This is a genomic window from Achromobacter pulmonis (assembly GCF_902859765.1).
Lineage (GTDB): Bacteria > Pseudomonadota > Gammaproteobacteria > Burkholderiales > Burkholderiaceae_B > Achromobacter > Achromobacter pulmonis.
On the sequence record NZ_CADIJV010000004.1, the window covers coordinates 218,004 to 244,353 of the forward strand.

The 26,350-nt window shown below is 69.4% G+C and carries 23 protein-coding genes and 4 pseudogenes; 20 read left to right on the plus strand and 7 right to left on the minus strand.

Annotation, left to right across the window (positions count from 1 at the left end):
• Window positions 1-198 precede the first annotated feature (198 nt).
• The gene (locus HV701_RS05985) at window positions 199-1,449 is read left to right on the plus strand and encodes an NnrS family protein (protein ID WP_175132147.1); all 1,251 of its coding nucleotides are present in this window, start codon (window positions 199-201) and stop codon (window positions 1,447-1,449) included.
• A 30-nt stretch (window positions 1,450-1,479) separates the two neighbouring features.
• On the opposite strand, the gene HV701_RS05990 is transcribed toward HV701_RS05985, so the two are convergent.
• Both HV701_RS05990 and HV701_RS05995 read right to left on the minus strand, forming a co-directional pair.
• Window positions 1,480-2,241, minus strand: a complete 762-nt coding sequence (locus HV701_RS05990) for a hypothetical protein (RefSeq protein ID WP_175132148.1) — start codon at window positions 2,239-2,241, stop codon at window positions 1,480-1,482.
• Between the two features lie 139 nt (window positions 2,242-2,380).
• Window positions 2,381-3,307 carry a LysR family transcriptional regulator gene (locus HV701_RS05995; RefSeq protein WP_175132149.1) on the minus strand — a complete coding sequence of 309 codons (927 nt, stop codon included), beginning with the start codon at window positions 3,305-3,307 and terminating at the stop codon, window positions 2,381-2,383.
• Window positions 3,308-3,435: 128 nt separating this feature from the next.
• Between HV701_RS05995 and HV701_RS06000 the strand changes: the two genes are divergently transcribed.
• The 5 genes from HV701_RS06000 to HV701_RS06020 all read left to right on the plus strand — a co-directional run bounded on the left by HV701_RS06000 (window position 3,436) and on the right by HV701_RS06020 (window position 9,030).
• Window positions 3,436-4,860, plus strand: coding sequence for a M20 family metallopeptidase (locus tag HV701_RS06000; RefSeq protein WP_175132150.1), 1,425 nt, complete (start codon window positions 3,436-3,438; stop codon window positions 4,858-4,860).
• Window positions 4,861-4,873: 13 nt separating this feature from the next.
• The gene (locus tag HV701_RS06005) at window positions 4,874-5,866 is read left to right on the plus strand and encodes a Bug family tripartite tricarboxylate transporter substrate binding protein (protein WP_175132151.1); all 993 of its coding nucleotides are present in this window, start codon (window positions 4,874-4,876) and stop codon (window positions 5,864-5,866) included.
• A gap of 161 nt (window positions 5,867-6,027) precedes the next feature.
• Complete coding sequence (locus HV701_RS06010; RefSeq protein ID WP_175132152.1) at window positions 6,028-8,028, plus strand: ribonucleoside triphosphate reductase; 2,001 nt, start codon at window positions 6,028-6,030, stop codon at window positions 8,026-8,028.
• Between the two features lie 65 nt (window positions 8,029-8,093).
• Window positions 8,094-8,276, plus strand: a complete 183-nt coding sequence (gene nrdD / locus HV701_RS06015) for an anaerobic ribonucleoside-triphosphate reductase (RefSeq protein ID WP_006395259.1) — start codon at window positions 8,094-8,096, stop codon at window positions 8,274-8,276.
• Window positions 8,242-9,030: an anaerobic ribonucleoside-triphosphate reductase activating protein gene (locus HV701_RS06020; protein WP_175132153.1), complete on the plus strand. Its 789-nt coding sequence runs from the start codon at window positions 8,242-8,244 to the stop codon at window positions 9,028-9,030. Before nrdD ends, HV701_RS06020 begins: the two co-directional genes overlap by 35 nt.
• Here HV701_RS06020 and HV701_RS06025 read toward each other — a convergent pair.
• Window positions 9,021-10,451 carry an aminotransferase-like domain-containing protein gene (locus HV701_RS06025; RefSeq protein WP_175132154.1) on the minus strand — a complete coding sequence of 477 codons (1,431 nt, stop codon included), beginning with the start codon at window positions 10,449-10,451 and terminating at the stop codon, window positions 9,021-9,023. The two genes, HV701_RS06020 and HV701_RS06025, sit on opposite strands and share 10 nt — an antisense overlap.
• Window positions 10,452-10,577: 126 nt before the next feature.
• Between HV701_RS06025 and HV701_RS06030 the strand changes: the two are divergent.
• From HV701_RS06030 to HV701_RS27060, 7 genes and pseudogenes are all read left to right on the plus strand, one after another.
• Window positions 10,578-11,873 (plus strand): annotated as a pseudogene (locus HV701_RS06030) (hydroxymethylglutaryl-CoA reductase, degradative); the annotation flags it as partial.
• A gap of 94 nt (window positions 11,874-11,967) precedes the next feature.
• Window positions 11,968-12,432, plus strand: coding sequence for a hypothetical protein (locus HV701_RS06035; RefSeq protein ID WP_175132156.1), 465 nt, complete (start codon window positions 11,968-11,970; stop codon window positions 12,430-12,432).
• Window positions 12,429-13,817: a tripartite tricarboxylate transporter permease gene (locus HV701_RS06040; RefSeq protein ID WP_175132157.1), complete on the plus strand. Its 1,389-nt coding sequence runs from the start codon at window positions 12,429-12,431 to the stop codon at window positions 13,815-13,817. Before HV701_RS06035 ends, HV701_RS06040 begins: the two co-directional genes overlap by 4 nt.
• Window positions 13,818-13,985: 168 nt before the next feature.
• On the plus strand, window positions 13,986-15,146 hold the full coding sequence (locus HV701_RS06045) for an NAD(P)H-dependent flavin oxidoreductase (RefSeq protein ID WP_175132158.1): 1,161 nt from the start codon (window positions 13,986-13,988) through the stop codon (window positions 15,144-15,146).
• A gap of 42 nt (window positions 15,147-15,188) precedes the next feature.
• Entirely contained in the window at window positions 15,189-15,818 is a 630-nt protein-coding gene (locus HV701_RS06050) for a cytochrome b/b6 domain-containing protein (RefSeq protein ID WP_175132199.1), read from the plus strand.
• Window positions 15,819-15,828: 10 nt separating this feature from the next.
• Window positions 15,829-16,620 carry a molybdopterin-dependent oxidoreductase gene (locus HV701_RS06055; protein ID WP_175132159.1) on the plus strand — a complete coding sequence of 264 codons (792 nt, stop codon included), beginning with the start codon at window positions 15,829-15,831 and terminating at the stop codon, window positions 16,618-16,620.
• 43 nt (window positions 16,621-16,663) lie between these two features.
• Window positions 16,664-16,723 (plus strand): annotated as a pseudogene (locus tag HV701_RS27060) (pentapeptide MXKDX repeat protein); the annotation flags it as partial.
• 63 nt (window positions 16,724-16,786) lie between these two features.
• On the opposite strand, the pseudogene HV701_RS27065 reads toward HV701_RS27060, so the two are convergent.
• A pseudogene (locus HV701_RS27065) lies at window positions 16,787-16,900 on the minus strand (hypothetical protein); the annotation flags it as partial.
• Between HV701_RS27065 and HV701_RS27070 the strand changes: the two are divergent.
• The 5 genes and pseudogenes from HV701_RS27070 to HV701_RS06080 form a co-directional block, all read left to right on the plus strand.
• Window positions 16,850-16,990 (plus strand): annotated as a pseudogene (locus HV701_RS27070) (pentapeptide MXKDX repeat protein); the annotation flags it as partial. The pseudogenes HV701_RS27065 and HV701_RS27070 sit on opposite strands and share 51 nt — an antisense overlap.
• Before the next feature lie 77 nt (window positions 16,991-17,067).
• Entirely contained in the window at window positions 17,068-17,568 is a 501-nt protein-coding gene (msrB, locus tag HV701_RS06065; RefSeq protein ID WP_175132161.1) for a peptide-methionine (R)-S-oxide reductase MsrB, read from the plus strand.
• 35 nt (window positions 17,569-17,603) lie between these two features.
• Window positions 17,604-18,296: a peptide-methionine (S)-S-oxide reductase MsrA gene (gene msrA, locus HV701_RS06070; protein WP_175132162.1), complete on the plus strand. Its 693-nt coding sequence runs from the start codon at window positions 17,604-17,606 to the stop codon at window positions 18,294-18,296.
• Between the two features lie 458 nt (window positions 18,297-18,754).
• Window positions 18,755-21,499, plus strand: a complete 2,745-nt coding sequence (locus tag HV701_RS06075; RefSeq protein WP_175132163.1) for an autotransporter family protein — start codon at window positions 18,755-18,757, stop codon at window positions 21,497-21,499.
• Between the two features lie 173 nt (window positions 21,500-21,672).
• Window positions 21,673-22,167, plus strand: a complete 495-nt coding sequence (locus tag HV701_RS06080; protein WP_175132164.1) for a hypothetical protein — start codon at window positions 21,673-21,675, stop codon at window positions 22,165-22,167.
• A 61-nt stretch (window positions 22,168-22,228) separates the two neighbouring features.
• Here the strand turns inward: HV701_RS06080 and HV701_RS06085 are convergent, their stop codons facing one another.
• Both HV701_RS06085 and HV701_RS06090 read right to left on the minus strand, forming a co-directional pair.
• The gene (locus HV701_RS06085; RefSeq protein WP_175132165.1) at window positions 22,229-22,780 is read right to left on the minus strand and encodes a Dps family protein; all 552 of its coding nucleotides are present in this window, start codon (window positions 22,778-22,780) and stop codon (window positions 22,229-22,231) included.
• A gap of 156 nt (window positions 22,781-22,936) precedes the next feature.
• Window positions 22,937-23,593 carry a TetR/AcrR family transcriptional regulator gene (locus HV701_RS06090; protein ID WP_175132166.1) on the minus strand — a complete coding sequence of 219 codons (657 nt, stop codon included), beginning with the start codon at window positions 23,591-23,593 and terminating at the stop codon, window positions 22,937-22,939.
• Between the two features lie 159 nt (window positions 23,594-23,752).
• Between HV701_RS06090 and HV701_RS06095 the strand changes: the two genes are divergently transcribed.
• Together HV701_RS06095 and HV701_RS06100 are read left to right on the plus strand one after the other, a co-directional pair.
• Window positions 23,753-24,412, plus strand: coding sequence for a DAPG hydrolase family protein (locus HV701_RS06095; protein ID WP_175132200.1), 660 nt, complete (start codon window positions 23,753-23,755; stop codon window positions 24,410-24,412).
• A gap of 77 nt (window positions 24,413-24,489) precedes the next feature.
• Window positions 24,490-25,665 carry an MFS transporter gene (locus HV701_RS06100; RefSeq protein WP_175132167.1) on the plus strand — a complete coding sequence of 392 codons (1,176 nt, stop codon included), beginning with the start codon at window positions 24,490-24,492 and terminating at the stop codon, window positions 25,663-25,665.
• On the opposite strand, the gene HV701_RS06105 is transcribed toward HV701_RS06100, so the two are convergent.
• Window positions 25,662-26,309 carry a CerR family C-terminal domain-containing protein gene (locus HV701_RS06105; protein ID WP_175132168.1) on the minus strand — a complete coding sequence of 216 codons (648 nt, stop codon included), beginning with the start codon at window positions 26,307-26,309 and terminating at the stop codon, window positions 25,662-25,664. The two genes, HV701_RS06100 and HV701_RS06105, sit on opposite strands and share 4 nt — an antisense overlap.
• Between the last annotated feature and the right edge of the window lie 41 nt (window positions 26,310-26,350).

Sequence of the window (26,350 nt, forward strand, 5' to 3'; positions counted from 1 at the left end):
CCTAGGGACCGGCACTGCGCGCCACCATTCGCCGGCCGACCATATCGGCGCTGCCGATGTGACTAGTCACCCCGGAAAAGCCGCCGCGTTTGCGCCGGATCAAACCCGCGCGATGGACCGAAAGCGTCCCGCGGCTTTAATATGTATTTCAAATACACATTCAAGGCCGCTCAGCCGGCCACCCGCGTAAAGGCCAACATGTCCACCCTGCTCACCCTGGAAGAACCCGCCGCCGACGGCGCCGCGCGGCCGAATTGGCGCGCCTTCACCGAAATGGGCTTTCGCCCGCTGTACCTGGCCGGCTGTTCCTGGGCACTGCTATCCGTGCTGCTGTGGGTGTTCGTGCCCGCCCGCCTGACAGGCGTGCTGAACGCCATGCCGTGGCACGCGCACGAGATGCTGTGGGGCTTCGTGGCCACCATCGCGGTGGGTTTCCTGATGACGGCGGGCGCCAACTGGACCGGCCGCAATCCGCTGCGCGGCGGCCCCCTGGCGGCGCTGTGCGTGGTCTGGCTGGTGGCGCGCGGCGCCTACCTGGTGCCCGGCATGACGGCGTTCGCGATCGCCGCGGCCGCCGACCTGCTGTTCTTCGTTTGGGCTGCCGCCGCGCTGGCGCGCGCCGTCTGGATCACGCGCAACCGCCGCAACTACGGCGTGCCGCTGCTGCTGCTGGCGCTGGCCGTGGCCCATGCGCTGTACCTGCACGCCGCCCTGGCCGGCGACTACCTGGCGCTGATGCGCTACTTCAATGCCGGCCTGCTGGCCATGGCGGTGCTGACGCTGCTGATCGCGCGCCGCGTGCTGCCGTTCTTCGCCAAGCGCGCCGTCGCCGGCCTGGAAATCCCGCCGCACACTCGCAGCGGCCATTGGCAGTTGGCCGCCGGGGTGCTGGCCATCGCCTGCCTGCTGGCCGGCGCGCCGCGCGCCGCCGCGCTGGCGCTGGCGATCACCGGCGCCCTGGCGCTGGCGCAGTGGCTGGCCTGGAAGCCCTGGGCCGCGCGCCGCGTGCCGCTGCTGTGGATCCTGTACGTGGGTTACCTCGGCCTGGGTCTGGGCCTGCTGGTGGGCGCGGCGCAGTTGGCCGGCTACGTGGCGCGGCCCGCCTGGCCCGCGCACGTCATCGGCGTGGCCGGCTTTTCCGTGCTGATCATCGGCATGGCCACGCGCACCGCCATGGGCCACCTGGGCCGGCCACTGCGCGCCGACCGCAGCATGGTGCTGAGCTACGCGCTGGTGATCCTGGCAGCGCTGCTGCGTCTGGCCGCCCTGCTGCCGACCGGCGCCACGTTGGGCCTGCTGCATGCCTCGGCCGGCGCCTGGGTCCTGGGATTCGGCTTGTATCTGTGGCGCTTTTTCCCGTGGATGATCCGGCCGCGCGCCGACGCCGCGGCCAAGGCGGCCGCGCCGATGATGAAGATCGTGCCGGCCGCGCCGCGCCGGGCGCCGTGAGGCGGCGGCCCCGGGACCCGCGCCGCGGCGTCAGCCCCGCGTGCCGCGCCGGCGGTCGGCGTCCAACTGCTTTTTCATTGCCTTCAACCAGGCCTTGACCTGCTGCATGTCGACGAACTGGGACAGCTCGAACTCCAGCTCACCGATGTATTCCTTCACGTCGGCGATTTCCGCCTCGAGGTCGGCCATGAGCTCGGCCGGGTCGACCGTCTGCGCGGGATCGAACCCATAACGGGCCACGAAGGCGCGCTCGGTGGCGGCCAGCGCCTGGTCCAGCGCTTCGCGGTACGCCGCCAGGGCCTCGACATGCGGCGCCCCCTCGCCACCGCCCTCGCGCCCCAGCGCCTCGATCGCCGCCCACGCCGACGGCGTCGCCGGATCCGCCGGCGCCTCGGCCGGCCGCGTCTGGACCTGCGCCAGTTCGGCGGCAACCTCGGCGTCGAAATCGGCGCCGCCGTGCTTGCGGTAGATGGCCTTGACGCGCTCCAGGTCGAATTCGCCCGGTGTGCCATCCAAGACCGCCGCGTACAAGGTTTCCTGCGCCAATTCCCCCCCGATCTCGGCGGCCAATTGGCGTTCGGCCTTGGTCAGTTCCTTTTGCTTGCACGCATGGTCGAAGCAAAACACCAACCGGGCCTTGAGTTCGAGCGCTTCGGTTTCGAGCGGCGCCAGCGTCTGGGCATGCATGGCGTCGTACGTCGACCAGGTATCGCGCCACAAACGCAGGCGCGCGCGGCGGTCATGCACCTGTTGCAGAAGATCATCGAAAACAGCGCGGGAAGAGTCGGTCATGAGGGCAAGCCAGGCAAAGGCACGGCGGCATCGCGTTGCGGGCCGTGGCAGGGATCGGGGCGCTATTTTATCGCCCCGGTTCCGCGCGGGCGCGGCAGTCCCCGGTGGCTGCCCGCGCCCGGCGCGCCGACCCGCGCCGTCATCCCGCCGTGCGTTCGCTCTCCGGCGCGCGCGGCGCCACGCTCAGGCGCGCGGCCAGCAGCGCCAGGAACTCGCGCGCCAGCGGCGGCAAGGTACGGCCGCGCAGGGTCACGACCTGAATGCTGCGCTGGCGCATTTCCGGATGGCTGAACGGCACGGCCACCAGGCCGGCGCTATCGAGCAGCCCCGTCACCGTCAGGTAGCCCGTCAGGGCCACGATCGGGCTGCCCGGCAACATCGGCAGGAACGCCGCCGAATGGTTCGACACGTAGGCCGGCTCGATATGCACGCCGGCGTTGGCGCAGGCGGTATCGAACAAGTCGCGCACCGTGGTGCCCGAGTCGCCCAGCGATAGCGGCACCTGGGTCAGGTCGCGCACGCCGATGCTGCGGCGCGCCGCCAGCGGATGGCGGCGGCACATGACGGCATAGATCGGCGCGCGGCATTGCAGCTCGGTATTCAGGCGCTCGTCCGGCGCCACCGTGTAGCGCAGCGCCAATTGCGACAAGCCTTCCAGCAGCAGGCGGGTGACCTCGTCGGGCCGCTCCACCAGCAGGTGGAAGCGCGCCTCGGGACGGGTGCGCTTGAAATCGGCCATGCAGTGCGGCAGGAAGCGGTGGGCGAACCCCTCGGTGCAGGCCAGCCGGATGGTCACATCGCCCAGCGCGCTGCGCTGGCGGATACCGGTAGTGACGCGCTCGGCCTCCAGCGCCGCGGCGTTGGCATAGGCGGCCAATTGGCGGCCGGCCTCGCTCAGCGCCATACCGCGCGCCAGGCGTTCGAACAAGACGACGCCCAGCTCGTCCTCCAGCTTGGCGATCTGGCGGCTGACCGCCGAGGCCGCCACATGCTGCGCCGCCGCCGCGCTGGCGATGGAACCACAGCGCGCCACTTCCAGGAAATATCTCAGGCCCAGCGAAATCACAATGCCCCCTTTGGCATGCCTGCGCGTGTCGTTGCCTTAATAGCAATGATCAAGTGCGAATTATCTAATTGTGGCATGTGAACAAGCGTAATAACTTTGTGTCTTCCCAGCCCTGTCCCGAGACCGCAGTGATCCGCGAACAAGCCCTTCTTCACGCCACCAACGCCTATGACGACGGCACGCTGCAGGCCGAACTGGCGCGGCGCATCGCCTACCAGACCGAGAGCGAGGAGCCGGGCCAGGCCGCCTGCCAGCACGCCTATCTGCGCGATGAGCTGGAACCCCAGCTGCAACAGCTCGGTTTCACCTGCCGGGTGTACCCCAATCCGGCGGACGTGGACCTGCCGATCCTGGTGGCGCGGCGCATCGAGGACGCCGCGTTGCCGACGGTGCTGCTGTATGGCCATGGCGACGTGGTGCGCGGCAACGCCGCCAAATGGGATGCCGGCCGCGATCCGTGGCGCCTGCAAGTCGAGGGCGACCGCTGGTATGGCCGCGGCACTGCCGACAACAAAGGCCAGCACAGCATCAACCTGGCGGCCCTGCGCGCGGTGTTGCGGGCCCGCGATGGCAAGCTGGGATTCAACGCCACCTGGCTGATCGAGACCGGCGAGGAAGCCGGTTCGCCTGGCCTAGCCGCCTTCTGCGAGGCGCAGCGCGAGGCGCTGGCGGCGGATGTCTTCATCGCCAGCGACGGCCCGCGCCTGGCCGCCGCCCGCCCCACCCTGTTCATGGGCTCGCGCGGCGCGGTCAACTTCGAGCTGTCCTTGCGCGCCCGCGATCGCGGCTACCACTCCGGCAACTGGGGCGGCCTGCTGGCCAACCCCGCCATCATCCTGTCGCACGCCATCGCCACGCTGGTCGATGCGCGTGGCCGCATCCTGGTGCCGGGCCTGCGCCCGCCCCCGATCCCGGCCGCCGTGGGCGCCGCGCTGGCCGACCTGGCGGTGGGCGGCGGCCCCGACGATCCCGCCATCGACACCGACTGGGGCGAACCGGGCCTGTCGCCCTCGGAACAGGTTTTCGGCTGGAACAGCCTGGACGTGCTGACCTTCGGCGCCGGCGATCCGGCCAAACCGGTCAACGCCATTCCGCCGGCCGCCTCCGCCTGGTGCCAGTTGCGTTTCGTGGTCGGCACCGACTGGCGGGCGCTGGAACGCCACCTGCGCGCCCACCTCGATCAGGCCGGCTTTGGCCAGATCGCGGTGCGTGTCGGCATGCAGGCCGGCGCCACCCGGCTGTCCCCCGACAATGCCTGGGTGCGCTGGGCCGCCGCCTCGCTCGAACGCAGCACCGGCCAGCGACCGGCGCTATTGCCCAACCTGGGCGGCTCGCTGCCCAACGACATCTTCGCCGACCTGCTCGGCCTGCCCACGCTGTGGGTACCGCATTCCTATCCCGCCTGTGCGCAACATGCCCCCAACGAACACTTGCTGGGCAGCGTGGCGCGCGAAGGCCTGGCCATCATGGCGGGCCTGTTCTGGGATCTGGGCGAGCAAGGCGCCGCCACGCGCCAGCGCGCCCAGGACACCGTCACCCCTGCCCAACCCTGACCGGACCCCCACCATGATCGCCCGACTCCGCGCCGCCGCGCTGGCCAGCCTCTCGGCCCTTGCCCTGCAAGCCACCCTGGGCGCGCCCGCCGCCCATGCCGCCTACCCCGAACAAGCCATTAAGCTGGTGGTGCCGTTCACGCCCGGCGGCGCCACCGACGCCGTCGCCCGTCTGCTGGCCAACAAGCTGTCCGGCAAGCTGGGCCAGGCCGTGATCGTCGAGAACCGTCCCGGCGCCTCGACCGTGATCGGCGCCGAAGCCGTGGCGCGCGCCCAGCCCGATGGCTATACCCTGCTGCTGTCGGGCAGCACCACCTACACCGTGCTGCCGGCGCTCAAGTCGCGCCTGCCCTATGATCCGCGCACCAGCTTCGCGCAGATTGCCATCGTGGCGCTGGCGCCGGTGGTGCTGCTGGCGCAGAACGGCCTGCCGGTCGAGACCGTGCAACAGGCCGCCGCGCTGGCCCACGACAAAAGCGCCGGCGGCGGCCTGATGTACGGCACCTTTGGCCCAGGATCGGCGCCGCACCTGGTCGGCGAGATGTTCGCCTCGGCGGCCGGCGCCAGGATGACGCCGGTGCCGTACAAAGGCAGCGCACAGTTGGTCACGGCGCTGATCGGCGGCGAAATCGCGCTGGGCGTCGACACGGTGTCGTCGGCCGCGCCGCAGGCCCGGGCCGGCAAGGTGCGGGCGCTGGCCGTCACCGGCGAACACCGCGTGCCGCAACTGCCGGACGTGCCGACCTTCATCGAAAGCGGCCTGCCCGGCGTCTCGATGGTGGGCTGGTACGGCCTGGTGGCCCCGGCGCGCACACCGCAACCGGTGCTGGACACGCTGAACCGCGCGGTCGCGGACATCATGGCCGACCCGCAGGTGCGGCGCGCCGTGAGCGACCTGGCGCTGGAACCGGTCTACCTGGACGGCCCGGCCTTCACCGCGCGCATGGAACAGGAACTGAAGACCTTCGGCGAAGTCGGCCGGCGCGCCGACATCAAGCTGGACTGAGGCGCGCTGTGCAAGACGGGCCGGCGGATTTGCGTCCGCGCCGGCCCCTTCCGGGCCGTTTGACCGGCATCAAGCCGGGCTGACATACGCTTGGGCCGCCCGGCCTCGAGCACCATAGGTGGTGGTAGAGTTTTTCCACTCCACAACATATGGTGTCAGCGATGCAACTCCAACACATCCTCAAGCGCGACGGCCGGGTCGTCGCATTCGACCGCGCCAAGATCGCGGCGGCCATCGCCGCCGCCGGCCGCGGCACCGGAGAACTGGACGCCGACCTCGCCCACGCCCTGACCGGCGCGGTGATCGAGGCGCTGGCCGCCGACGGCAACGTCTGCCCCGGGGTGGAGACCATCCAGAACCAGGTCGAGGAAACGCTGGTCAAGGCCGGCTACTGGCGCACCGCGCGCGCCTACATCGTCTACCGCGAACAGCACGCCCGCCTGCGCGCGCTGCGCCACACCCTGGTGGACGTCGAAAGCGCCATGGAGGAATACCTGGAACAGCGCGACTGGCGCGTCAACGCCAACGCCAACCAGGGCTACAGCCTGGGCGGCCTGATCCTGAACGTGGCCGGCAAGGTCACCGCCAACTACTGGCTGTCCAACGTCTTCACGCCCGAGGCCGGCCAGGCCCACCGCGACGGCGACATCCACATCCACGACCTGGACATGCTCAGCGGCTATTGCGCCGGCTGGTCGCTGCGCCAACTGCTGACCGAAGGCTTCAACGGCATCCCCGGCAAGATCGAGGCCACGCCGCCGCGCCACATGTCGGCGGCCATCGGCCAGATCGTCAATTTCCTGGGCACGCTGCAGAACGAATGGGCCGGCGCGCAGGCCTTCAGCTCGTTCGACACCTACATGGCGCCCTTCATCCGCCGCGACGCGATGACCTACACCGAGGTCAAGCAGTGCATGCAGGAACTGATCTACAACCTCAACGTGCCCAGCCGCTGGGGCACGCAGACGCCGTTCACCAACCTGACCTTCGACTGGACCTGCCCGGCCGACCTGCGCGAACAGATTCCTTACCTCGGCGGCGAGGAAATGCCGTTCGCCTATGGCGAGCTGCAGACCGAGATGGACATGATCAACCGCGCCTACATCGAGGTGATGATGGCCGGCGACGCCAAGGGGCGCGTGTTCACCTTCCCGATTCCGACCTACAACATCACGCCCGATTTCGACTGGGACCACCCCAACACCGAGCGCCTGTTCGAAATGACCGCGCGCTATGGCCTGCCGTACTTCCAGAACTTCCTCAATTCCGACCTGGAGCCGCACATGGTGCGCTCCATGTGCTGCCGCCTGCAGCTGGACCTGCGCGAGCTGCTCAAGCGCGGCAATGGCCTGTTCGGCTCGGCCGAGCAGACCGGCTCGGTGGGCGTGGTGACGGTCAACTGCGCGCGGCTGGGCCATACCTGCCGCGGCGACGAGGCCGCCCTGATGGCGCGCCTGGACCATTTGCTGGCGCTGGGCCGCGACGTACTCGAAACCAAGCGCAAGGTGGTGCAGCGCTATATCGACCAGGGCCTGTACCCCTACACCCGGCGTTACCTGGGCACGCTGCGCAACCACTTCAGCACGCTGGGCGTGAACGGCATCAACGAGATGATCCGCAATTTCAGCGAGGACGCCGACGACGTCACCACACCCGCCGGCCACGCGCTGGCGGTGCGCCTGCTGGACCGGGTGCGTGCGCGCATGACCGAGTTCCAGGAACAGACCGGCCACCTCTACAACCTGGAGGCCACGCCGGCCGAAGGCACCACCTACCGCTTCGCCCGCGAGGACCGCAAGCGCTACCCCGGCATCCTGCAGGCGGGCACCGAGGCCCAGCCCTACTACACCAACTCCAGCCAGTTGCCGGTGGGCCACACCGACGATCCGTTCGAAGCCCTGACGCTGCAGGAAGCGCTGCAGGGCAAGTACACCGGGGGTACCGTGCTGCACCTGTACATGAACGAAGCCGTGTCGTCGGCCAGCGCCTGCAAGGCGCTGGTGCGGCGCGCGCTGTCGAATTTCCGGCTGCCGTACATCACCGTCACGCCGACGTTCTCGATCTGCCCGAACCACGGCTATCTGGCCGGACACCACGAGTTCTGCCCCAAGTGCGACGCCGAACTGCTGGCCAAGCAGGCCTCGTGCTGCGCGCCGGCCTGATCTCGCCGCCCACCGCGTTTTTTTCCCCGGGCGATCCCCGCCCGGCCTTTCCCCCCGGAGCCATTATGCAAACCGTGATCTCCCCCGAAGCCGCCGCCCCGCAGGCGCTGCGCCTGGACGACAGCCAGCGCGTGCGCTGCGAAGTCTGGACCCGCGTCATGGGCTACCACCGCCCTGTGTCTTCCTTCAATACCGGCAAACAAGGCGAATTCAATGAACGCCGCTTCTTCGTCGAACAACGTGCCTGAAGCGGCCGGCGGCCGCAAGGCCGTCGCCCGCCCCCAAGCCCGCATGATCCACGCCGCGCCGCCGCGGCCGGCGCCGCAGCCGCTGCCGCGCCACGCCCCCGCCGTGGGCGGCCTGACGCCCTTTTCCACCGTCGACTGGCCAGGCACGCTGGCCGCCGTGGTCTTCATCGCCGGCTGTCCGTGGCGTTGCCACTACTGCCACAACGCCGAATTGCAGACGCGCAACGCGCGCTACGACTGGCGCGAGGTGCGCGCCTTCCTGGAAAGCCGCCAGGGCCTGCTGGACGGCGTGGTGTTCTCCGGCGGCGAGCCGCTGAGCGAACCGCGCCTGCCGTCGATGATCCGCGAGGCGCGGCGCATGGGCTATCGCATCGGCCTGCACACCGCCGGCATCTATCCGCTGCGCCTGGCCGACGTGCTGCGCTACCTGGACTGGGTCGGCCTGGACATCAAGGCCGATGCGCAGGGCTATGACGACATCACCGGCCGGCGCGATTCGCACCGGCCCGCGCAGGCCTGCCTGACCCAGATGCTGACGGCGGGCGTGGATTTCGAATGCCGCATCACCTGGCATCCCGACTGGCTCGACGAGACCCGGCTGCTGGGCCTGGCGCGTGAATTGGCGCGGCGCGGCGTCAAGCGCTTCGCGGTACAGGGCGCGCGCAGCTGCCCCAGCACCCCGCCGGCGCGCCTGCTCGGCGATCAGGCGCAAGCCCTGCTGCGCGCCTGGTTCGAGGCATTCACCTATCGCTGAGCGCCGCCGCGGCCCAGGCGCGCCGCCAGCGCGGCGTGAAAGCGCGGCGACGCCACCGCGCCCACATTGCAGCGCGACCACGGCGAGGCCGCGGTCGGGTCGACGCTGAACACGCGCCCCGGCGCCATGATGACCTTCTGCGGCATCAGGTCCTCGGCCAGCGCCAGCGAGTTGTCGATGCCCGGAAACGCCGCCCAGAGATACAGCGAACGGGTGGGCCGCGTGTAGACCGCGGCGCCCAGCGAATCCAGCACGCGCAGCGCATCGCCGGTAGCGGCCTCCAGCCGCTGGCGCAGGCGCACCAGGTGGCGCTCGTAGTGACCGTCGCGCAGCATCACGTCGACCATGCGTTCGCAATACTCCGAGCTGCTGACGTGTACCAGCGCCTTCAGGTCCGCCAGGTCGCTGGCCAGTCCCGCGCCACAGGCGATGAAGCCGACCCGCAGCGCCGCCGAGAACGACTTGGAAAAACTGCCGATGTAGAGGGTGCGCTCCAACTGGTCCAGCGCCGACAGGCGCACGGACGAGGTCGGCTTGAAGTCGGCCAGCGGATCGTTTTCCACCACGATCAGGTTGTGGCGCGCCGACAGTTGCAGCAGCCTGTAGGCCTTGGCCGGCGAAATGTCCGAACCGGTGGGATTGTGCGCCAGCGACTGCGTGAAAAAGAGGCGCGGCTTCTCGCGCTGCAACAAGGCCTCCAGCGCCACCAGGTCGGGGCCGTCCGCCAGGCGCGGCACGCCCAGCATGCGCACCCCCGCCAGCTTGAGCTTGCCGAACAGCGGGTAGTAGCCCGGATCGTCCACCAGCGCGGCCGCGCCCGGCGGCAGGAAATAGCGGATCACCAGGTCCATGGCCTCGTTGGCGCCGTGCGTCAGCACCAGTTGCGACGGCGCCGCGCTGATGCCCACGTCGCCCAGCTTGCGCACCAGGCTCTCGCGCAGCGGCGCATAGCCGAAGCGGCTGCCATAGCGGAACAAGGTGCCCAGGCCGGTGCGCACCACCTTCTGGTGATAACGGTCCATACGCATGTCGGCCAGCCATTCCACCGGCGGAAAGCCGTCGCCCGCGGCGATCGCGTCGGGCTGGGTCTTGAGCTGTTCGCGCATCAGCCAGACGATGTCCATGGCGCGGCTCAACTGGCCCGGTTCCTCATCGGCGGCGCGCCGCGCCCGGCCGGTGTCCAGCACGTAGAAGCCGGAGCCGCGGCGCGGCTCGACCAGCCCGCGCGCCACCAGCATCTCGAACGCCACCACCACGGTGTTCTTGGCGTAACGGTGCAATTGCGCCAGCTCGCGCAGCGAGGGCAGCTTGTCGCCCGGGCGGTACACGCCTTCGGCGATCTGGCGGCCGATCAGGCGCGCCAGGCTTTCGGCGATGGGCGCGGCGCGTGGCGCGCGGCCCGGGGAATTGTCGGCGTCCACGGCGCGGTTTCCAGCAGGAAAAAGTCGAAAATTGGTGCAGTGCGATGGTACTGTTTGCCCAAACTGTACCTCTGAAGGCCGGTACAGTTTACCTAGAATCCGGTCACCCGATTCTTAGATGGAGACAATGCCATGGTGGCCGATTCACGCCTGCCGAACTTCCGCGCCCTCACCCCTGCCCAACGTCTCGCCGCCATCGCCGACGCGGCCGGCCTGACGCCCGAGGAACGCCGGCAACTGGCCGAGCCCGGCGCGCTCGGCCTGGAACGCGCCGACGGCATGATCGAGAACGTCATCGGCGCCTTCGAACTGCCGCTGGGCGTGGCCGGCAACTTCCAGGTCAACGGCCGCGACGTGCTGGTGCCGATGGCGGTGGAAGAACCGTCGGTGGTGGCCGCGGCCTCCTTCATGGCCAAGCTGGCGCGCGGGAATGGCGGCTTCGAGACCTCCAGCACCCGGCCGCTGATGCGCGCCCAGGTGCAGGTGCTGGGCCTGTCCGACCCGCACGGCGCCCGCGTGGCGCTGCTGCGCGAGCGCGAGCGCATCGTCACGCGGGCCAACAGCCGCGATCAGGTGCTGATCGGCCTGGGCGGCGGCTGCCAGGACATCGAGGCGCACGTATTCGCCGACACGCCGCGCGGCCCGATGCTGGTGCTGCACCTGATCGTCGACGTGCGCGACGCCATGGGCGCGAACACCGTCAACACCATGGCCGAGGCCGTGGCGCCGCTGGTCGAGGAGATCACCGGCGGCACGGTGCGGCTGCGCATCCTGTCGAACCTGGCCGACCTGCGCCTGTCGCGGGCCCGCGTGCGCCTGACGCCGCAGACCCTCGACACCCGGGAGCGCAGCGGCGCCGAGATCATCGAGGGCGTGCTGGACGCCTACGTGTTCGCCGCCACCGACCCGTACCGCGCCGCCACCCACAACAAGGGCATCATGAACGGCATCGACCCGGTCATTGTCGCCACCGGCAATGACTGGCGCGCGGTCGAGGCCGGCGCCCACGCCTATGCCTGCCGCGACGGCCGCTACACCTCGCTGACCCATTGGGAAAAGGACGCCAGCGGCGCCCTGGTCGGCACACTGGAAATGCCGATGCCGGTGGGCCTGGTGGGCGGCGCCACCAAGACCCATCCGCTGGCGCGGCTGGCGCTCAAGATCATGGACGTGCGCTCGGCCCAGGAGCTGGGCGAAATCGCCGTGGCCGTGGGCCTGGCACAGAACCTGGGCGCGCTGCGGGCGCTGGCCACCGAAGGCATCCAGCGCGGCCACATGGCGCTGCACGCGCGCAACATCGCGCTGACGGTGGGCGCCGTGGGCGCCGAGATCGACCAGTTGGCGCGCCGCATGGCCGAGGAGAAGGACGTGCGCGCCGACCGCGCGCTGGCGCTGCTGGAGGAACTGCGGAAACCGGCCTGACGGCACGGCACGGCCGGCGCACGCACGCCGGCCGCACAAAAACAGAGGCGGCGCCGGGAATCACCCGCGCCGCCGATCCATCAAGGAGACAGACATGGAAAGAGACAGCAAGGCGTCGGCCGCACGCCTGGCCGAAGTATGGAACGACACGGTCGACCTGCGCCACCTGGCGTGGGCCATCGCCATCGGCATCCTCATCAGCGTGGCGGGCTTCTACGCCGCCAGCGCCTGGCTGCGCGACAAAGTCGCCTCGCCGGAACTGGCGCATGCCTACGCCATGCTGGCCGGCTGCGTGCTGTCGGGCGTGATCTGCGCCCGCCTGTTCCCGCCCAAGCGCGAGGTGGTCGAGCACAGCGCCGCGCACGATCCGGCCTGGCGCGCCGAGGTGCTGGCCGAACTGGCCGCGCAACCCGGCGGCCTGGGCACGCTGGCGGACCTGCCGCCGGAGGTGGTCAAGGAACTGCAGGAACTGGGCCTGTACGAACTGTTCGCCGCGCCCGCCGCGGCGCCGGCGCCGCAGGGCCGGGCGCGCAACGTGCATGAAGAGGTGCCGGCATGAGCGATCCCGTGCTGCTTGAACAGATCATGGTGGCCGCCGGCATGGGCCTGCTGGGCGCGGTGGTGTTTGCCGCCATCGGCCTGGTGTCCGGCACCGACGAGACCACCACGCTGGCGCCATTGACGCTGCTGGTGGTGCTGCTGGGGGTGCCGCCGGCCGGCGTCTTCACCTTCTTCCTGGCCGGCGCGGTGGCCAAGCACATGACCCACGCGGTGCCGACGGCGCTGCTCGGCATTCCCGGCGACACCATGGCCACGCCGTTGCTGCAGGACGCCAACATGCTGCGCAAGCTGGGCGTGCCGCACATCGCCCTGCGCAAGATGGTCTCGGGCGCCATCGTCGCCGCCTTCGTGGCGGTGCCGCTGGCGGTGCTGTTTGCCGTGCTGCTGGCGCCATTCGGCGCCGCCATCACCAAGTGGGCGCCGTGGATATTCCTGGCCGCGGCGGTGCTGATCGCCTATTTCTCGGCTGGCCGCTGGGCCTCGGTGGCGCTGCTGGTGCCGTTCGTGGTGGTGATCGTGGCCTTGCAGAGCCTGACCGCCAAATACGGCGTCAAGCTCAGCATCAGCTACTTCCTGGGCATCGCCATCGGCCCGCTGATCGCCGACCTGTTCACCGTGATCGCGCCGCAGGGCCGGGCGCAGATGATGCGCGACAAGGTGCGCACGTTCTCGCTGGCGCCGGACGTCAAGGGCTGGTCGGGCTACTTCCCCAACCCGCTCAAGGTGATGGACCGCATCCAGACCCGCTGGACCCTGGCCACGGCCACTATCTCCAGCGCCACCTTCGTGTTCAGCCCGGTGGCGATGACGGTGGTGCTGGGCGAACTGGTGGGATCGCGCGTCAAGCATGCTTATCATCGCCTGACCACGGTGCTGAGCGCGCGCAACGGCGTCACCGAGGCCACCTATATCGCCGAGGCCCTGATTCCGCTGATCGCCTTCGGCCTGCCGCTCAGCCCGGTGGCGGCGGGCCCGGCCGCGCCGCTGTTCAACGCGCCGCCGCGCTTCACGGTGGACGCGGCCAGCGGCCAGACCCACAACCTGCACAACCTGCTGAACCACTGGGAATTCCTGGGCTATGGCATGCTGGCGGTGCTGCTGGCGGCCCTCGTCTCGTATCCCTTCGCCATGAACTTCGCGCGCCGCGCGGCATTGTTCGTGTCGCGCAAGGTCAGCCACGAGGCCATCATCGCCACCTTCGTGGGCCTGATCATCGTGATCAGCGTGTGGGAAGGCCAGTTCCTGGGCCTGCTGGTGATCCTGACCATGGGCCTGTTCGGCGGCCTGTTGTCACGCCGCTTCGGCTTCAACACCGGCGTGCAGTTCATGGGCTATTACACCGCCGTGCTGACCGTGCCGGCGCTGGTCAAGCTGGTGGCGTAACGCGCCGGCGGCACGGGGCGGAGCCGTCCGGCTCCGCCCCTATTAGTCCGCGGGCCAGGCGCCCGGCCGCTCTTGCGCCGCTTTCCCCAGCCCGCTTGATCCCGCGCAAGGCGGCCCGCCCTGCCTTGCTCTAGCCTCGGAACCACTGTTCCTACCTAAGGCTATTTCATGACGTGGTTCAAATCCCTCACGCTCGCCGGACGCGAATTGCTGCCCATCATCCAGGGCGGCATGGGCGTCGGCGTTTCCGCCCATCGCCTGGCCGGCGCGGTCGCCAGCCAGAACGCCGTGGGCACCATCGCCAGTGTGGACTTGCGCCATCACCACCCCGACCTGGTCGAGCAGACCGAGGACTGCCGCGACCGCGAGCAGATCGACAGCGCCAACCGCGTGGCCCTGGACCGCGAGGTGCGCGCCGCGCTAGACACCGCGCAGGGCCGTGGCGTGGTCGCGGTCAATGTCATGAAGGCGGTGCGCGACCACCCCGCCCTGGTGCGCCAGGCCTGCGAAAGCGGCGCCCAGGCCATCGTCATGGGCGCCGGCCTGCCGCTGGACCTGCCTGACATGACCGCCGACTACCCCAAGGTAGCGCTGGTGCCGATCCTGTCGGAGGCGCGCGGCGTGGCCGCCGTGCTGAAGAAATGGATGAAGAAAGGCCGCATGGCCGATGCCGTGGTCATCGAACACCCCGGCTATGCCGGCGGCCACCTGGGCGCGGCGCGCCTGGATGACATCCACGACGAGCGCTTCGATTTCAAGCGCGTGCTGGCCGAATGCCGCCAGTTGTTCCAGGATCTGCAACTGGGCCGCGACGCGCCGCGCCTGATCGTGGCCGGCGGCGTCGGCAGCCACGACCAGGTGCGCCATTGGCTCGGCAACGGCGCCGACGGCGTGCAGGTGGGCACCGCCTTCGCGGTCACCCATGAAGGCGACGCGCACGAGAACTTCAAGCGTGTGCTGATGGCGGCCGATCCGGACAAGCTGGCCGAATTCACCAGCGTGGCCGGCCTCCCGGCCCGCGCCGTGCCGACGCCATGGCTGACGCGCTACCTGCGCCAGGAAAAGACCTTGCAGGACAATACCCGCTGCGATGCGCGCCGTTGCAGCCAGCGCATGGACTGCCTGACGCAATGCGGCCTGCGCGACGGCATCGCGCGCTTCGGCCAGTTCTGCATCGACCTGAAGCTGGCCGCCGCCCTGCGCGGCGAAGTCAGCCGCGGCCTGTTCTTCCGTGGCGCGTCCAAGCTGCCGTTCGGCGATGCCATGCGCAGCGTGCGCGAGCTGATGGACTACCTGCTCAACGGCCGGATGCCGGCCGCGGCCCAATGACGGTGGCGCGCGGCAGGCGCTAGCGCGCCGCCGGCAAGTCGAATTCGAACACCGCCCCGGGCTCCGGCCGCCCCGGCGCCCGCCGGCCACGGCCCCGTGCACCCCGGCTGGCTGCGCATCGTGCACTGGCTGAACGCGCTGGCCGTGGTGATCATGGTCATGAGCGGCTGGCGCGTCTACAACGCCGCGCCGTTCTTCGACTTCACCTTTCCCAACGGTATCACCCTGGGCGGCTGGCTGGGCGGCGCGCTGCAATGGCATTTTGCCGGCATGTGGCTGCTGCTGGTCAACGGCCTGCTGTATCTGGGGCTGAACCTGACCACCGGCCGCCTGTGGCGCAAGTTCTTCCCGGTCGGCCCGCGCGGCGTCGCCCGCGACCTGGCCGCGGCCCTGCACGGCAAGCTGTCGCACGCCGACCCGCGCCACTACAACCAGGTGCAGCGGCTGGCCTACCTGTTCGTCATCGCCGACATCACGGTGCTGGTGCTGTCGGGCCTGGTGCTGTGGAAGTCCGTGCAGTTCGACACGCTGCGCGTGCTGCTGGGCGGCTATGAATTCGCGCGCCGCATCCATTTCTTCGCCATGGCATTGCTGGTGGCTTTCGTGGCGCTGCACCTGATCATGGTGGCGCTGGTGCCGCGCAGCCTGATCGCGATGATCCGCGGTAAATAAGGAGCCCTACGTGAGCGCAAAACGACGCCTGTCGCTGCTGGGCCTGGACGGCCCGGCCATCCTGAAGGAAGCCGTGAAGATCCTGGACAAGCGGGTCGAGGCGCCCTCGCGCCGCGCCTTCCTGCGCCGCGGCCTGACGCTGGGCGGGCTGGCGATGCTGTCCGGCTGCACGCTGTCCGACGATGAAAACGTCGAGAAAGCGCTGACCGCCGTGTCGCGCTTCAATGACCGCGTGCAGGGCTGGATCTTCGACCCGGACAAGCTGGCCCCGACCTATCCGGAATCCATGATCACCCGCCCGTTCCCCTTCAATGCCTACTACGGCATCGACGAGGTGCGGCAGGTCGAGGAAGAAAGCTTCCGGCTGGAAGTCACCGGCCTGGTGGCCGACAAGCGCCGCTGGCGGCTGGACGAGCTGCGCGCCATGGCGCAGATCGACCAGGTCACGCGCCATATCTGCGTCGAGGGCTGGAGCGCCATCGGCAAATGGGGCGGCGTGCCGTTCTCGGCCTTCCTGAAGCGCGTGGGCGCCGACCTGAGCGCGAAATACGTGGGCTTCAAATGCGCCGATGACTACTACACCAGCATCGACATGCCCACCGCACTGCATCCGCAGACCATTCTGGCGCTGACCTACGACGGCAAGACGCTGCCGCCGGAGTACGGCTTCCCGATGAAGCTGCGGATGCCCACCAAGCTTGGCTACAAGAACCCCAAGCACATCCAGGCGATTTTCGTCACCAACACCTACCCGGGCGGTTACTGGGAGGACCAGGGCTACAACTGGTTCGGCGGCAGCTAGGTGTTTTTTCTTTTTTTCCCACGACCCACCAGAGGAACGCATCATGAAGACACTCACCACCGCCGCTTTCTCCCTGTGCCTGGCCTTTGGCGCCGTCGCCGCGCACGCGGCCGACAACATGTCCAAGGACGGCATGGCCAAGAGCGGCATGTCGAAGGATGGCATGGCGAAAGACGGCATGGCCAAGGACGGCATGTCGAAGAATTCCATGTCCAAGGACGCGATGTCGAAGGATGGCATGGCGAAAGACGGCATGGCCAAGGATGGCATGGCCAAGGATGGCATGTCGAAGAACTCCATGTCCAAGGATGCCATGTCGCCCGACGGCATGAAAAAGGGTGGCACGTCCAAGGACAGCATGGGCAAATAGGCCCGCGCCCATTCCCCCACGCCGCAGGCGCCGCTCCGACCGCGCCGCCTGCGGCCCGCATCCACAAGGAGCTTCCCATGCGACTGACACGCAGGCACTTCCTGGGCGCGGGCGGCGCCTTCGCGGCCGCCGCCGGCCTGGCGCCCTTGCTGGCCGGGCGCGGCGCGCGCGCCGCCCAGCCCCGCGCCTATCCCTACACCCTGAGCGACGCACAATGGCGCGCCAAACTCACCCCCGCGCAATACGAGGTGCTGCGCCGCGCGGGCACCGAGCGGCCCTACACCAGCCCGCTCAACGACGAACATCGCGCCGGCACATTCGCCTGCGCCGGCTGCGCCCAGAACCTGTTTTCGTCGACCACCAAGTTCGACAGCGGCACCGGCTGGCCCAGCTTCTGGCAGCCGCTGGACCATGCCGTCGACACGCTGGAGGACCGCAGCTTCGGCATGCGCCGCACCGCCGTCAATTGCAGCAACTGCGGCGGCCACTTGGGCCACGTCTTCGACGACGGACCGCGCCCGACCGGTCTACGCTACTGCATGAACGGCGTGGCCATGCGCTTCACCCCGCAGGCCTGACCACGGCCCGCGCATCTTTCCAAGGATTCCGCATCATGTCGCTCCGCCCGCTCTCCCGCGCCCGCCACGCCGTGCTGGCCGCCGCCGCCCTGCTCGCCTGCGGCGCCGCGCAGGCCGCCGAAAAGGCCTTCATCATCCCGCCCCCCGCGCTCGACACGCCGGCCACCGCGGCCCCGGAAAAAGCCGTCATCGCCGGCGGCTGCTTCTGGGGCGTGCAGGCGGTGTTCCAGCACGTCAAGGGCGTCACCTCGGCGGTCTCCGGCTATGCCGGCGGCCAGGCCTCCACCGCCGACTACGACACCGTCAGCGGCGGCCGCAGCGGCCACGCCGAATCGGTCGAGATCACCTACGACCCGAAATTGGTCAGCTACGGCCAACTGCTGCAGATCTACTTCTCGGTGGCGCACGACCCGACCCAGCTCAACCGCCAGGGGCCGGACAGCGGCACGCAATACCGCTCCACGGTGTTCCCCGCCAACGACGAACAGCGCAAAGTGGCCGAAGCCTATATCGCGCAATTGAACCAGTCCGGCGTGTACCCCAAGGCGCTGGCCACCACGGTCGAACCCCTCAAGGGCTTCTACCCCGCCGAGGGCTACCACCAGGACTACCTGGTGCGGCACCCGTACAGCATGTACATCATGGTGAACGACGTGCCCAAGGTGGAGAACCTGGCCAAGACCTTCCCGGCGCGGTATCGGGACAAACCGGTGCTGGTCAATCCGTAGCCGGCCAGTGCACAGGCCGGGCGGCGGCCCGGCGTGCCAGGGCCGCGTGCGCCGGTCCGCATTCGTCGCGCCGGGCGGCGCGGCCATAATGCCGCGCGGCCATTTCCAGGCACCGGCCAATAATAAAAACCGCGCCATTTCCAAAATCGGAAAGCCGTATTTTCAATCGCCTGGAAAATAATATCGAATGTATCAATTCCCGCCATTTTGATAATCTGGCCGGTATCCAAATCCCCAATGAAATCAATGTGGTTGGTATCCATACCGGCAAAATTCGTCGATTTGGATGGTATCTTTTCGATGATTTTTTTGTTTGCAAAAAAGCGGGTATAAATTGCGTCCTTTTTCCACCGCCCCCTCCATTCCATACAAAGTATTTCAACGCACGGCGGCACGGTCTGCGCCGTTCGCGCCGTATGGAAGCCGGATGGCGGGCCGAGACAAAAAGGACCCCAGTCTTGATTTATCGCACCAACCCGTGGCTGACGGCCACGGTCGCACTGAGTACCTCCTGCTGCGGCGCCGCCATGGCCGCCGACCTGACCGTCGGCCCCGGCAACACGCAGGTGATCGACGGCTCGGCCGCCTTTCCCGGCGGCGTTGACGTCAACGGCGGCACCCTGGTGGTGGGCGGCAACGGCGGCGGCGCCGGCGTCACTCTCGGCGGCAATGTCAACGCGACCGCGAACGGCACCGTCTCGGGCTTCGGCACCATCGACGGCAATCTCGACGTGACCGGCGCGCGCGTCGCCCCCGGCTATCCTGTCGGCACGCCGACCGGCGTGTCCAACGGCAATATCGTCGTCAAGGGCGACCTGTCCCTGAACAACGCCGTGTTCGACTTCGAGACCGGCTACGCCGGCCTGCCGATCACCCAGCCGGGCACCGGCGACAACCTCACCGTGGCCGGCAACGTCGCCCTGAACAACACGACGCTGAACGTATCGGTCAACACGCTGGGAGTGAACGCGGGCTATTACCGCATCCTGTCGTACGGCGGCACGCTGAGCGGCAACGGTTTGACACTGGGCACGGTCAGCGGCGACTCGGTGCCCGCGGCCACGATCCAGTCGCTGACCGGCGACAAACAGATCAACGTGATCCTGGGCCCGGCCACCACCAACCTGTGGAACGGCAATGGCGCCGCCTCGGCGACGCGCGCCGGCGGCGGCGACGGCACCTGGAGCGCCGCCAGCGGCAACTGGAACAGCCCGGCCAACGCCAGTGGCGCCCTGCCCGATGGCGGCTACGCCATTTTCACGGGCGCGGCCGGCACCGTCACGGTCGATGGCGGCGCCGGTGCGGTGCGGGTCTCGGGCATCCAGTTCGCCACCGACCGCTACACCCTGCAAGGCGCGCCCATCACGCTGGTGGGCAGCGGCGGCAATCCGCCGGCCCTGGTGGTCGGTGACGGCACTTACGCCTCGGGCCAGTTCGTCGACACCATCCACAACCCGTTGCAAGGCACCCAGGGCTTCGTCAAGACCGGCCCCGGCTCGTTGATCCTGACCGCCGACAGCAGCGGCCTGAGCGGCCCCATCCTGATCGCCGACGGCGCCCTGGAAATCGACGGCAAGTTGAACGGCCCCCTGGACATCGGCCGCGAAGTCGTGCTGGCGGGCGTGGGCCAGGTCGGCGCCACCACCCTCTACCCCACCGCCGTCATCTCGCCGGGCAACGACGGCTCGCCCATCGGCACGCTGACGGTGAACGGCAACCTCGCCTTCGGCGCCGACACCGTCTATCGCGTGCACGCCGATCCGGCCAGCAGCGCCAGCGACCGCATCCACGTCACCGGTATCGCCACCCTGGACGGCACCGTGGCGCACGTGGGCCCGGCCGGCAACTATGCGCCGCGCGCCACCTACAACATCCTGACGGCCGACGGCGGCATTCAGGGCCACTTCGCCGGCGCCTCCAGCGCCTATGCCTTCCTGACGCCCACGCTCAGCTACGACGCCAACAACGCCTTCATGACCCTGACGCGCAACGACGTGCCGATCGGCAGCATCGGCAGCGGCGGCAACGAGAGCAGCGTGGGCGATGCGCTGGACAAGGAAGACCCGCCCGCCAGCGGCAGCGGCTCGCCGGTGCTCGACAGCGGCAGCGGCTCGGCCCGCGACAGCGGCGCCCGCCAGGTGACCACGGCGGTGCTCGCCATGACGGCCGACCAGGCCCGCTCGGCCCTGAAGTTGCTGGCCGGCGAAGCCCACGCCAGCACCGCCACGGTACTGCAGGGCCAGGCCGACACCGTGCGCGCGCTGCCGCTGGAACATCTGCGCGGCAACCTCGACGCGCCCCTGCGCGCGGGCCAGCCCACGGCCCAGTTGGGCTCGCCCTCGGCCGACGCCTTGCCGCAAAGCGGCGCCGCGCCGGTCTGGGCGCAGGCGTTCGGCAACTGGAGCACGTTCGACGGCGACGGCAACGCCTCCCGCATCAAGCAATCGGCCGGCGGCCTCTTCGTCGGCGGCGACGGCGCGGTCGGCGGCGGCTGGCGCCTGGGCGGCGCGCTCGGCTACACCGGCAGCCACAACAGCATCGCCGAGGCTGCGTCGCGCAGCGATGTCGACAGCTATACCGCGACCCTGTTCGGCGGCCGCAACATCGCGGCCGGTCCCGGCCACGTGCGCTTCATGGCCGGCGCCGCGTACACCTGGCACAACATCGACACCCGGCGCGACGTCGCCGCCGGCGGCCTGAACCAGCAGCTCAAGTCGTCGTATCACGCGGCGTCGACGCAGGTGTTCTCCGAACTCGGCTACCACCTGCCGCTGGGCGAGGCCTATGCCATCGAACCCTTTGCCGGCGTGGCCTGGAACCAACTGCGCACGCACGGCTTCGAGGAATCGGGCGGCAGCGCGGCCCTGCGCGGCAAGGGCCGCACCGACGACGTCACCAGCACCACGCTGGGACTGCGCGGTTCGTGGCAATTCGACTCCCACGGCGCGCCGGGCCGCCTGACCGCCTCGCTCGGCTGGCGCCACGCCATGGGCGACGTCACGCCCAGCCAGGAACTGGCCTTCGACGGCGGCAGCACGTTCTCGGTGCGGGGCGTGCCGATCGCGCGAAACGCCGCCGTGGCCGGGCTCGGCGCCGAGATGGCGATCACGCGCAACACCACCGTGGGCGTGGCCTATGACGCCCAGTTCGGCGGCGGCAACCGCCAGCAGTCGGGCCAGCTCAAGCTGGCGCTGCGCTTCTAGTTGCGCAGCGGGGCCGCGGGCGCCAAGGCGGCGCGCGCGGCCCCGCCGGCGGCGGGCGCGCCATGAAGCCTCGCCCGCAGTGCGCTACAGTGCGGGGGACTGGCGGCAACCGCCGCCATAGAGGTCCGCGGCCCATGCCGCCGCGGACGAACGCATCCAGGAAAAGCACCGCAGTGAATGACACCCACACGCCGGACACCGACGCCGCCGGACACCGCAAGGAAGCCACGCTCTGGCGTGACGATGGCTGGACCGCCCGCATCATCAAGAACGAAGACGACGACGGCTGGGCCGTCGAAATGACGCTGGATGGACAGTCCGAACCGGCCCTGGTGGGCCCGTGGACCATGGGCCGCGACAAGAAGAACCCCAAGCCGCTGGACGGGCCCGCCTTTTCCACGCTGGTCAAGACGGCCAACGAAGTCCTGCGCCGCCACGAACAGCAATTGCACGCCACGCTGCACAAGAGCGTGAAGATCGACGGCGCCGACGGCCGCCTGACCGTCAAGCTGGATATCGTGCCCGACGATGACGAGCCCTATGCCGTGCTGAGCGCCTACGATGACGCGGGCGAACAACTGGCCCGCATCCACGTGGCGCCGACCTACAAGCTGAACGTGCAACGCGCCCAGGAATGGGCCAGCGGCGGGTTCGGACGCGACGGCTGAGGCCGCGTCCGCCCACGGCGCATGGCGCCGCCCAGGCCCCGGCCGGCGCGCCCGGCGCCGCTCAATGGCCGGTGCCGTCGCCCTGCCGGCTGGCCTCGAACAGGAACCAGGTGCGCCGCTCGGTCTCGTCGATCCAGTTCTCGATCAGGCTGGAGCTGGCGATGTCGCGGTGTTCGTCGGTGACGTTATGGGCTTCGCGCAGCGTCGCCGCCAGGGTCTTGTTGTCTTCGCGCAGCTCGGCCAGCATGTCCAGCGGCTGCACGTAGTCGGCGTCATTGTCACTGATGCGCTGGGTGCGCGAAATATGGCCGATGGAACGCATCGTGGTGCCGCCGATCTTGCGAATGCGCTCGGCGATGGGATCGGTCATGGCGAACAACTGATCGCCCTGCTCATCCAGCAGCAGGTGGTAGTCGCGAAAATGCGGCCCGCTGACATGCCAATGAAAGTTCTTGGTCTTCAGGTACAGCGCGAACACGTCGGCCAGCACCTGGTTCAACACCGCGGAGATATCGCGGGTGGCGGCGGCAGCCAGGTCGGTGGGGGTCGCCAATGGGCGCTTGCGCAGCGTCTTTGCCACCTTGACGGTCTTCGCATTCAGTTTCTTGGCCATGAATCGCAGCTCCTGGAAATGATTCGGAAAACACGCACGCGGCGCGATCGGTCGCGCCGCGAGATCCCAGGGTAATTCCGTCTCCACGCTTTGCCAATGGCCGCGTGCGGCTGGCGCCAGGCTGAACGCCGCCGTCGCCCCGGAGGAATGGCGGCACTAGTGCGGCCGTATCCCGAAGACCGCTTCCTGCCCGGAGAACAGCGCCACGCAAGCCTGGATGCGATCGGCGATGGAGCTTTGCGGCAGCGGCGCGGCCAGGCCCAGCGCCATCTGCCGCAGCGGTTCGGCGATGGTCATGGCCAGCAGCAGGCCGGCGGTCTGACGCGGTTGCTTGATGTAAATCAACCCGCGCGCGGCCAGGGTCTCGAACCACGCGGCCAGCATCGCGGTGCCGCGCTCGATGCCGTTTTCCTGGTAAAGCGCCAGCAGCGCCGCGCGCGCCGGAAAGTCGGCGGTCAGCAGCCGGAACATGCCGACGGCCTCGGCCGACAGGGCGCGGTCGGCGATCGCCTGCAAGACCCGCGCCAGGGCCGGCAGCACCTCGGCCGCGCTGCCGACCTCCTGCGCCATCACCGGCTCGAAGCTGTCGGTCCAGCCGCGCACCACCTGCGCCACCAGGTCTTCGCGGTTGGCGGCGAAGCGGTAGACGGTCTTCTTGGCCATACCGGCGCGCCGGGCCACCGCCTCCAGCGTGGCGGCGGCATAACCCTCGTTCAACAGCAGCCAGGTGGCGGCCTCCAGGATTCCGGCGCGCAATTCGGCGTCAGGCCGGGCGGGACGGCCGCGCGGACGCGGCGGGGGCGACGATGCCATGGTCGGGCAATGCTCCTGTGGTTGAGGTGCGATCTTACACGCAGCCCATATTTTAGAAACGGACATCGTTTCTTTATTGTAGAATCCGCTTCTCCCCCCTTTTCCCGGAGCCACGCCTTGACCTCCCCTCATCCCGATGCGGCGCACATCGCCGCCGACATGGACAGCCTGCTCGACCCCGCGCCGCTGCCGCTGGAAACCGGCATCAAGCGGCTGCCCGGCGGCGGCCTGGTGGTGGCCGCGCGCACCGACCTGCACGGCTGCAAGGGCCGCATGGTCGATTGGTGGTTCAAGTTCTTCCAGACCACGCAGCACATCCGCTGGTGGCATCCGCGCGACCACGTCGAGCATCGCGGCTGGGACGGCGCCTGGCGCCGCGGCGAAAGCTATATCGGCGCTTCGATCCATGCGGTGGAATCGCTGGCCGACCTGCCGCCGGTGGCCGCGAAGCTGAAATTCCACGCCCCCGACGAAGCCTTCGATGCCATCCGCCTGCGCGCGGCGCAGGGCAGCCAGGACGTGTCCGCCGCCGTCTACGCCCGCATCGGCTTTGGCGACCGCATCCGGCTCGATGCCGCCGGCGACCCGCTGGACGGCCAGATGATCCACCTGGCGCGCGACACGCCTTTCGGCTGCGTGCTGCGCAGCCGCTTCTACCTGGGCCTGTCGAGCGAGCAGCCGGAGCAGGACGTTCCCGACGTGCTGGGGCTGAACCTGCTGCGCCACTGCTATACCGAGTTCACCTACCTGTCGCGCTTCCTGCCGTCGATCTACTACGGCGAACACGCCAACGGCGAAGCCGCGCCCCTGCCCTGGTGACGGCCGCCGCGCGGCGCGGTCCGGCCGAAGGAGTATGCTACGGCGCTTTCCCACCGCCCCCCTTCCGTCACATCGTTATGCGCGGCAACCCCGACGCCCGGCAAGGCGCCATCGCCCTGCATGGGTTCTACTTCCTGTACTACGGCTTGCAGGGCGTCAGCATCCCCTTTCTTCCCTTGTGGTTCGCCGGCCGCGGCCTCGATCCGGCGCTGATCGGCCTGATCGTGGCGACCTCGTTCCTGCCCAAGATCCTGTCCACGCCGGTGGTAGCGCACGTGGCCGACCAGCGCGGCGGCGCGCACGGCCTGATCTTCGCCGCACTGGCCGCCTCGCTGCTGCTGTTCCTGTGCTATCCCTTCAGCCAGGCGCCGGCCTGGCTGTTCGGCATCACGCTGCTGCTGAACGCGGTGTTCCCGGCGGTGCTGCCGCTGCTCGATCGCATGGCGATCGCCAGCGGGCGCGGCCAGGGCCACTCGTACACCCTCATCCGCGCCTGCGGATCGCTTGGCTTCGCGCTGGTGACCGTGGCCGGCGGCTACCTGATCAAGACCTTCGACACCGACTGGGTGATGTGGCTGTCGATGCTGCTCATCGTGGCCTGCCTGGCCTGCGTGCGCCTGCTGCCGCGGGCGGCCCGTCCCGCGCCCGGCGAGGCCCCGGCCGCGCGCGTGCGGCTGCCGATGCGCGAGATCCTGCGCGACCGGCCGCTATTGCTGTGCATCGGCGCCGCCTCGCTGGTGCAGGCCAGCAACGGCTTCCTGTATTCGTACTCCACGCTCTACTGGACCGATCGCGGCCTGTCCCCGGCCCTGATCTCGATGCTGTGGGCGGTGGGCGTGGCCAGCGAGGTGCTGTTCTTCTTCCTGGCGCCGAAAGTGCTGGCGCGGGTCGGCGCGCAATGGCTGATCCTGGTTTCGGCCGCCATGACGGCGCTGCGCTGGACCGGCCTGGCGGCCACCACCGACCCGGCCTGGATCGCCGCGCTGCAACTGCTGCAGTGCTTCACGCTGGCGGGCAACAACGCCGCCATCATGTGGTACATCGCCCGGCGCGTGCCGGCGGCCTGCAAGACCTCGGCGATCGCGCTGTATGCGCTGCTCTCGGGCGGTGTGTTCATGTTCGGCAGCATCCAGCTCGGCGGCGCGCTGTATCGCAGCCATGCGCCGGGCGGCTTCCTGGCGATGGCGCTGTGCGCGGCCTGCGCCGTGCCGCTGGTGCTGGCCGCCGACAAGCGCGCGCGGTCGGCCCGTTAGTCGCGCGCCGCCGCCAGGGCGGTTGCGCCCACCATCTCGGCGATCTCCGCGACCGTGTCCGGCGTCAGGCGCCTGGTGTCCAGGCGCCGCAGCAGGGCTTCGCGCGCCACCGCAAAAACGATGGCCTGCCCCAGGATTGCATGCGCGCGCAGGATGCTGTCGCGCCCGCCGGGCGGTTCGCGCCGCAGGGCCGCGACCCGGCAGGTGACCGCTTCGTGCAGCGGCATGAACAGGGCGGCATGGATGGCTTCGAATCGGGGCGTGGGTTGCAGTTGTTCGCGCGCCAGCAGCAGGCTGCGGGCGGCGGACGCGTCGGAATCCAGCAAGGCCGTGGCGAAGTCCCGCATGAGCGCCCGCAATTGCGTGGCGGCCTCCCTGGGCGTGGCCGGCGGCGTTTCGGGCCAGGCCAGGCGCGCGGCGATGTCGTGCGCCGTCTGTTCCAGCACGGCGGCGTAGACCCCTTCCTTGCCACCGAAGTGGTAGGGAATGGCGGATTGGTTGACGCCGGCGGCGTCGGCCAGCTGGCGTGTGCGCACGCCGTCCAGGCCGAGCTGGCTGAACAGCGCCAATCCGGCGCGCAGCAGCCGCTCGCGCGTGTCCAGGCCGCGTTCGGCAGCGGGGGATTCAGTGGACGTTGTCTGCATGGGAGGTCTTGCTTCCTGTATCGTCGGCGCGGCCGGGGCAG